Origin of the sequence: Streptomyces flavofungini (assembly GCF_041028215.1) — a bacterium.
Taxonomy (GTDB): Bacteria; Actinomycetota; Actinomycetes; order Streptomycetales; family Streptomycetaceae; genus Streptomyces; species Streptomyces flavofungini_B.
The window spans coordinates 1-4,532 of record NZ_JASKYR010000682.1 but is presented as its reverse complement, the minus strand read 5'-3'; the positions used below and the strand labels follow the sequence as shown (position 1 = coordinate 4,532).

Sequence of the window (4,532 nt, the reverse complement as noted above, 5' to 3'; positions counted from 1 at the left end):
CTCAAGAACCCGCCCGCCCCGCCGGGCGCCGTACCCGCCCAGCGCATCCGCTTCGAGGTGGCCGAACGGCGCGCGGTGCTCGACCGGGTCGACTCCGCGCTCGCCACCGGCCACCTCACCCAGGGCCCGCAGGTGGCCCGCTTCGAGGAACTCGCGCGGACCTGGACCGGCACCGGGACGGCCGCCGTGGCGTCCGGGTCGGCGGCCCTGGAGATCGCCCTGCGCGTCATCGGCGTGGCGGGCCGCACGGTGCTCGTGCCGGTCAACACCTTCTTCGCCACGGCCGCCGCCGCCGTGCGCGCCGGGGCGGACGTGCGCTTCGTCGACATCGAACTCGCCGGACTCGGCATGGACCCCGACGCCCTGCGCGACGCTCTGGACCGGCACCCCGACACCGCCGCCGTGCTCCCGGTGCACATCGGCGGCATCGTCGCGCCCTCGCTCGACGAGGTCGTCGCGCTCTGCCGCGAGCGCTCCGTCCCCGTCGTGGAGGACGCCGCGCACGCCTTCGGCGCCACGCTCGACGGACGCCCCGCGGGCGGCTTCGGCCGCTTCGGCGCCTTCTCCTTCTTCCCCACCAAGGTCGCCGTCAGCGGCGAGGGCGGGCTGCTCAGCGCCGCGCTGCCGGACGACCTGGAGCAGGTGCGGCGCTGGCGCGACCACGGCAAGAGCGCCCAGGGCTCGACACTGCACGACCGGCCGGGGTCCAACTGGCGGCTGAGCGAACTGCACGCCGCCGTCGGCACGGTGGACCTGGAGCGCTTCGAGCACACCCTGGCGCTCCGGCGCGCCCTCGGCGTCCGCTACGACGCGCTGCTCGCCGACGTCCCCGGCCTCCGCCCGCACGCCCTGCCCGCCGGAGCGGGCGGCAACTACTACAAATACCTGGCGTACGTGGACCCCGAGGGCCCCCTGGACCGGGCCCTTCTGAAGAAGCGCCTGCGGGAGCGGCACGGCGTGTCCCTCGCCGGTGAGGTCTACGACCATCTGCTCTGCGACCACCCCTACTTCGGCGGCGGCACGGACGACGGGACATCGGCGTCCGCGTCCCCTGGAGGGCCGTACGAACGGGGCCGCTGGTTCGCCCGCCACCACATCGCCCTGCCGCTGTACCCGTCCCTCACCGAGGCCGAGCAGGTACGGGTGGTCGACGCGCTGCGCGACGAGCTCTCGTGACGGCGGACGCCGCGGGCCCCGCCGTCCTGCACGCCTTCCGCGCGGGTGAGTGGCGCGCGTCCCTGGACACCGCCGCGCTGCCGGGCCCGCCGGGCGCCCCGTACAGCCTCGCGCTCGTACCGGAGATCGTCGCCCACGCCGACCGCCGCCGCTGGGACGAGGCGCGCGACGCGCTGCCCCCGCTCACCGGACGGCGCGCGCTGCTGCTCAGGGCGGTGGAGCTGTTCGACCGGGGCACCCTCCATATCGGCGGCCTCGGCGAGCAGGGCCCCGCCGCCTTCCGCGCGGCGCTGTGGGAGACGGCCGGGCTGCCCGAGCCGCTGGTGGACCGCTGGTGCGGGATGCTCAGGGACGGCGTGCTGAAGCGGGGCGAGACCCCGGCCGTCGACGACGCCCTCGCCCTCGTCGCGCTCCCCGGCAACACCTTCACCTGCCTGGACTCCGTGCTGGAGCAGGCCGAACGCTCGGCGGGCGTCTGGGTGCGCCCGAGCCGCCGCGAGCCGCTGTCCGCCGCCCGTCTCATCGCCGCCCTCCTCGCCGCGGGCTGGCCCCCGGCCCGCGTCGGCCTCTACCCGGGCGAACAGCACGCCCTGCACGGCCTGGTGAAGCGCACCGACCGGCAGATCGTCTACGGCGGCGCGGGCCTCGCCGCGTCCGTCCGCCACTCCCCCGCGCTCACCCTGCACGGCCCCGGCCGCGGCTGCGCCCTGGTGCCCGACAGCATGCCCACCGACGAGGCCGTGGCCTGGCTGCTTCCGCTCGTCGCGGCCGACTCCGGGCGGTTCTGCTCCAACGTACGCACCGTCCTCTGCGCGACCCGCCCGCAGAGCGAGGCGCTCGCGTCCGCGCTCGCCGCCGCCCTCGACGCCGTGCCCGCCGGTCCGGGCGCATCCGCCTGGCCGCTCACCGTCTTCCGCGAGCCGGATACGGCGTACCGCGCCCTGCGCTCGATCGACGACCGCTCACGCCCCGGCGACCGGCTGCTCACCCGCCGGGAGCCGGTCACCGGGATCGACGGGGCGCCCTGCGTCCTGCCCCGCCTCGTGCACCTCGCCGACGGCGACGCGGGGCACCCCCTGGTCGGCCACGAGGTCCCCTTCCCGTTCGCCGCCGTCCTCGCCGCCACGCCCGACGCCGTACGGGCCATCACCGCCGACTCCCTGTTCGTGTACCGCCCAGCGAAGTGAGGCCCGCATGACGACCGTCTTCGGCACGCTGCCCGACCGGCTGCGCGAGCGCGTGCCGGAGCTGGGCGTCGACCTCGACACCTGGACGCGGCGCATGATGCGCTGGCACTTCGAGCCGGAGACGGCGAGCCCCTTCTGGGCCGCCCGGCGCTCCTCGCTCGGCTTCGACCCGGTCAAGGACGTCGACGGATTCGCCGCCCTCGAACTCTTCGGCCTCTTCGACAAGGCGGAGCTGCGCGCCGCCCACGCCCGCGACCTGCGCCCCCGCGGCTACCACGACCGCCCCTTCCGCGTCTTCGAGACCGGCGGCACCACCGGAGCGCCCTGCCGGATCGTCAACGTCACCCGGCTCGCCTACGACGTGGAGATCTACCGCACGGTCCTTGAGGCGCGCGGGGTGGCCGGGGGCGATGTGCTGGCGATGACGCCGGGCGGGCCGCACGCCTACGGGCACTTCGTGGAGGGCCTCGCCGACAGCTGGCACGGCGCCGTGCACGCCATCGACTTCGACCCGCGCTGGGTGAAGGCGGCGCTGCGCGCGGGCGGTGAGGCGGACGCCTACACCGCGCACCTCATCGACCAGACGCTCGCCCTGCTCGCCGCCGAGCGCCCTTCGCTGCTCTTCACCACCTCCCGGCTGCTCCTGGAACTGGCGATGCGCCTCCCGCGCCCGCTGCACACCTACGGCATCCGGGCGGTGTGCACGGGCGGCACCTCGTGCACCGCCGCCGAGGCGGAGTTCCTGCGCGAGGAGCATCTGACGGGCGTGCAGTGGATCGACACCTACGGGAACACCCTGGTCGGGCACGCGCTCCAGGCCGACGCGGTGCCCGGTGCCCCCGAGGTGCCCGGCGGCACCGGGCACTCCTACCATCTGCCGCCGCCCTTCGCGGTCCTGACGGTCGTCGACCCCGCCGACCCCTGGCGCGAGGTCGCCGTCGGACAGCGCGGCCGGGTGCGCGCCACCACGCTCCTCGAAGACCTCTTCCTGCCCAACCTCCTGGAACGCGACAGCGCCGTCAGAACCGGGCCGCACCCCTGGTTCCCGTGGGACGGCGTCGCCGCGGTGCGCCCTTTCCAGGAGGACGGCGAAGCCGCCGCCGGGGCAGTGGAAGGCGTCTACTGACGCCCACCGACGTCCACTGACCAAAGGACAGACACCGTGAACCTGTCGTCGAACGGCGTGTCCATACCCTTCACGCCGGAGCTGTTCGCCCCGCTGCGTCCCAGCGCCGACCTGCTGGCACCGGACGTCGACCCCGCCGCGCCGCGCGAACGGCTGCACGCGGACGGCTACTTGTACCTGCCGGGGCTGCTCGACCGGGCCGAGGTGCTGCGGCTGCGCGGACGCTACTTCTCCCTCTTCCCGCCGGGGCTGCTCGCTCCGGGCAGCACCCCGGAGGACGGGGTGTTCTCGGGCCGCGTGCCGGAGGGCGTCCCGGAGTACGGGGTGGCGGGGCATCCCGCGTACGCCTTCGTCCGCTCGGCCGCCTTCGACGCGTTCGTGAGCGACCCCGTCCTGGCCTCGCTCGCCTCCCGGCTCCTTGCCGCGCCGGTGCGCATGCTGCCCCGCCGCATACTCCGCCACTTCCACCGGGGCACCCGGCGGGCCTCCCGCGCGCACGTCGACTTCGACTACATGGACGAGGGCTCGCCCCAGGTCGTCACCTTCTGGATCCCGGTGGGCGACTGCCCGCCGCGTACGGGGGCGCTGGTGTACCTGGAGGGCTCGCACCGACTGCCGCCCGAGGAGTACGCGCCGCTGCGCGACATCACCGACCGCCCCGCCGACCGCCGCCAGATCTGCCACGACCTGGAGCTGACGGCGAAGACCCTGGGCCGCCGCTGGCTGTGGGCGGACTTCGCGGCGGGCGACGTCATGGTGCACCTGCCCCGCATCATCCACGCGTCCCTGGACACCACCACGGACGCGATGCGGCTCTCCGTCGACGCCCGGTTCGTACGCTCCGGCGACACACCCGACTCCCGCTGGCTGCGCCCCTGGTCGGCGGATGACGGCGCGTGACCCATCATCCACGCGTCCCTGGACACCACCACGGACGCGATGCGGCTCTCCGTCGACGCCCGGTTCGTACGCTCCGGCGACACACCCGACTCACCCCGGCTGCGCCCCTGGTCGGCGGCTGACGGCGCGTGACCCGCTCACCC

The 4,532-nt window shown here is 75.2% G+C and carries 4 protein-coding genes; all 4 read left to right on the top strand.

Annotation, left to right across the window (positions count from 1 at the left end; translation table 11 throughout):
• On the top strand, positions 1–1,176 hold a 1,176-nt coding region (locus AB8Z36_RS32450), incomplete at its 5' end, for a DegT/DnrJ/EryC1/StrS family aminotransferase (protein WP_369216967.1).
• Positions 1,173–2,363, top strand: coding sequence for a hypothetical protein (locus tag AB8Z36_RS32445; protein ID WP_369216966.1), 1,191 nt, complete (start codon positions 1,173–1,175; stop codon positions 2,361–2,363). The genes AB8Z36_RS32450 and AB8Z36_RS32445, both read left to right, overlap by 4 nt.
• Positions 2,364–2,370: 7 nt before the next feature.
• Positions 2,371–3,489 carry a hypothetical protein gene (locus AB8Z36_RS32440; RefSeq protein WP_369216965.1) on the top strand — a complete coding sequence of 373 codons (1,119 nt, stop codon included), beginning with the start codon at positions 2,371–2,373 and terminating at the stop codon, positions 3,487–3,489.
• A gap of 36 nt (positions 3,490–3,525) precedes the next feature.
• Complete coding sequence (locus tag AB8Z36_RS32435) at positions 3,526–4,389, top strand: phytanoyl-CoA dioxygenase family protein (RefSeq protein WP_369216964.1); 864 nt, start codon at positions 3,526–3,528, stop codon at positions 4,387–4,389.
• Positions 4,390–4,532: the final 143 nt, after the last annotated feature.